At 65.7% G+C, this 3327-nt stretch carries 3 protein-coding genes; all 3 read left to right on the plus strand.

Going from position 1 to position 3327, the window contains the following annotated elements:
* A partial coding sequence (gene bamA / locus BDIM_RS05735) for an outer membrane protein assembly factor BamA (RefSeq protein WP_081461847.1) occupies positions 1-2308 on the plus strand: 2308 nt, incomplete at its 5' end.
* 34 nt (positions 2309-2342) lie between these two features.
* Positions 2343-2927: an OmpH/Skp family outer membrane protein gene (locus tag BDIM_RS05740; protein WP_003164619.1), complete on the plus strand. Its 585-nt coding sequence runs from the start codon at positions 2343-2345 to the stop codon at positions 2925-2927.
* Positions 2928-2935: 8 nt separating this feature from the next.
* Positions 2936-3327: LpxD N-terminal domain-containing protein (locus BDIM_RS05745; protein WP_040346613.1), on the plus strand; the 392-nt coding region annotated here is incomplete at its 3' end.

Genomic DNA, 3327 nt, shown 5'->3' on the forward strand with positions numbered 1-3327 from the left:
CCCAGCGCCCGCTGCAGCGGCCCAGACGCCGCAGGTGCAGATGGCGCAGCCGCAGGCCGAGCGCGCCGTGGTCAACCGCATCGTGGTGCGCGGCAACCAGCGTATCGATCAGACGACGGTGCTGTCCTACCTGCCGATCCAGCCCGGCGACACCATCGACGCCGTGACCATCGACGTTGCGGTGCGCACTCTGTCGCGCACGGGTCTGTTCGCGGACGTGCAGATCGGCCTTCAGGCCAACGGCGACCTGATCGTCGAGATCGCCGAGAACCCGATCATCAACCAGGTGACGTTCGAGGGTAACAAGGCCCTGGCCGAGAAGAAGCTGCGCGATGAAGTGACCATTCGCCCGCGCGGCATCTACACCCGCGCGCGGGTTCAGGAAGACGTCGGCAAGATCGTTGAACTGTACCGCTTGTCGGGCCGCATCTCGGCGACCGTCACGCCCAAGCTGGTCCAGCTGGAGCAGAACCGCGTCGACGTCGTGTTCGAGATCGACGAAGGCCCTGAAACCGGCATCGCCGCCGTCACCTTCCTGGGCAACACCGCGTTTTCGGACAGCGACCTGCGTCAGGTCATGGTCACCAAGCAGTCGGCCTGGTGGCGTCTGTTCAGCTCGAACGACAACTACGACCCGAACCGGATCGACTACGACCGCGAGCAGCTGCGGAAATTCTACACGAACCGCGGCTATTACGACTTCCGCATCCTGTCGTCCGTGGCCGAGCTGAAGCCGGACAACAGCGCCTTCGGCGTGACGGTCACGGTGGACGAGGGCGACCGCTACAACTTCGGCGAGATCAAGGTCGTCACCGAGAACGACCGCCTGAACGCCGACTTCCTGCAGATGCTGCTGCCGATCCGTTCGGGCGATCTGTATGAGAGCGATCGCATCCAGGCGGCGGTCGACACCCTGACCTTCGCCGCCGGTTCGGCCGGTTACGCCTTCGTCGAGATCAATCCGACCTATCGCGCGGATCCTGAGACGGACACGGTCAACGTGACCTTCAACGTGCGCGAGGGCCAGCGCGTCTACATCGACCGCATCAATGTGGTCGGCAACACCCGCACCCTGGACAGCGTCATCCGCCGTGAACTGATGGTGGGCGAGGGCGACGCCTTCAACCGTTCGCTGGTCGAGCGTTCGCGCAACAACCTGCGCGCCCTGGGCTTCTTCAAGGACGTCAAGATCGAGGAGACGCGCGGCAGCGCGCCGGACCGTTCGGTCGTCAACGTCACCGTGGAAGAACAGCCCACCGGCGAACTGTCGGTCGGCGCGGGCTTCAGCTCGGTCGACTCCTTCGTGCTGAACCTGGGCATCACCGAACGCAACTTCCGCGGTCGAGGCCAGAACGTCGTGGCGCGCGCCGAATGGGGCTCGCTGCGCCAGCAGATCGACTTCCGCTTCACCGAGCCCAAATTCCTGGGGCGCGACGTGCGGGCGGGCTTCGACCTGTTCCACATGCGCTATGACCTGAGCAAATACTCGTCCTACGACTATCGCTCGACCGGGGGCGGGGTGCGCGTCACCTATCCGCTGAACGGCTACGCTTCGTTCAGCGCGCGCTACTTCCTGAAGGACGACGAGGTCGTCATTCCGTTCGGCTATTGCGGCGGCGTGGGCGCTGGTTCGTCGGCCCTGTGTGACCAGGCGGGCTCCTACATCAACTCCTCGGCGGGCTACACCCTGCTGGTGAACCGCCTGAACGACCCGGTCCGACCGACGCGCGGCTGGTCCGCCTCGCTGCGCCAGGACTTCGCCGGCATCGGCGGCGACGTGAACTACATCAAGACCGAGGCCGATGCGTCCTGGTACTACGGCATCCGTCCGAACTGGGTGGTCAGCGTCCAGGGCCAGACGGGCTATGTCAGCGGCTGGAACGGCGATCCGATCCGCATCAACGACCGCTTCTTCAAGGGCGGCAACACCTTCCGCGGCTTCGAGACGGCGGGTATGGGCGCACGCGACCTGACCACGACCGACGCCTTGGGCGGCAACTTCTACGCCATCGGCACGGTTGAACTGACGGTGCCGAATTACCTGCCCGACGAATACGGCATCAAGACCTCGCTGTTCGCCGACTTCGGCACCATCGGCAAGTTGGACGACCGCTACCTGGTTGATCCGGCGACGGGACTGCGCAACCCGAACATCGTCGATGAGCTGTCGCTGCGTGCGGCCGCCGGCGTCAGCATTCACTGGCGTTCGCCGATGGGGCCGATCCGTTTCGACCTGTCGAAGGTTCTGTCCAAGGAAGACTACGACAAGACCGAGACCTTCCGCTTCTCGACCTCTACCCAGTTCTAACCGCGGTCTGACCGCCGCCACCAAGGCTTAGATTATGAAACTCATCGCTATCGGCGCCTTCGCCCTCGCTTCGCTGACCGCTTCGGCCGCCCTGGCCCAGACGCAAGGCCCGGCCAACCCCGGTCCGGCCATCCCCGGCGTCTGCGTCTATTTCAACCAGCGTGTTCTGGCCCAGTCGACGGTCGGTCAGGCCGTGCAGACCCGCATGGAGCAGCTGGCGCAGGAAGTTCAGGGCGAGCTCCAGCCCTACGCCACCGCCATCCAGACCGAAGCTCAGGCTCTGCAACAGGGAGCGGCGACCATCCCGGCTGACCAGATGAACCAGCGCCGCCAGCAACTGCAGACCCGCATCCAGGAAGCCCAGCAACTGGAAGGCACTCGCGACAACGAGCTGCGCTACACCCTGGCTCAGCAGCGCCAGAAGATCTCGGAAGCCATCGAGCCGCTGCTGGTCGCCGTCTATCAGGAGAAGGGCTGCGGCATCATGATCGACCGCGAGAGCGTCTTCATCATGAACCCGGCCATGGACGTGACGGACACCGTCATCCAGCGCCTGAACGCCCAACTGCCGACGCTGAGCTTCAACCGCATGCCGGTTCCGGCCCAGCCGCAATCCTAAGGCGGGCCATGCCCGATCCGAGGTTTTTTGAGACCCTGTCGCCCCTGACGGTCGCCGCCCTCGCCGAGCACATCGGCGGGGAGGTGGTCCGGGGCGGCGAGGTCATCGTCTCGGCCGTCGCGCCCCTGTCCAGTGCGGACCGGGGCGCGATTGCGTTTCTGGGCGACCGCAGGTTCGCCGCCGCCCTGGCTGAGACGAAGGCGGGTTGCGTGATCGTGCCGCCATCGGCGCTCGATGCGGCGCCGGCTGACGCCGCCGTCATCCTATCAAACGAGTCTCAGGCCGCCTGGGCACGGGCCTCGGCCCTGCTGCATTGCCCGATCCGTCTGGATCGCGCCATCACCGCCGCCGAGGCCGCCGAGGACGACACCGTCGTGGTCGAGCCGGGCGCCGTCCTGGG

This window comes from Brevundimonas diminuta ATCC 11568, from assembly GCF_000204035.1.
Lineage (GTDB): Bacteria > Pseudomonadota > Alphaproteobacteria > Caulobacterales > Caulobacteraceae > Brevundimonas > Brevundimonas diminuta.

Excerpts from the sequence above, each read along its gene's own strand:
- BDIM_RS05740 (WP_003164619.1), top strand. The coding sequence starts at position 2,343 with ATGAAACTCATCGCTATCGGCGCCTTCGCCCTCGCTTCGCTGACCGCT.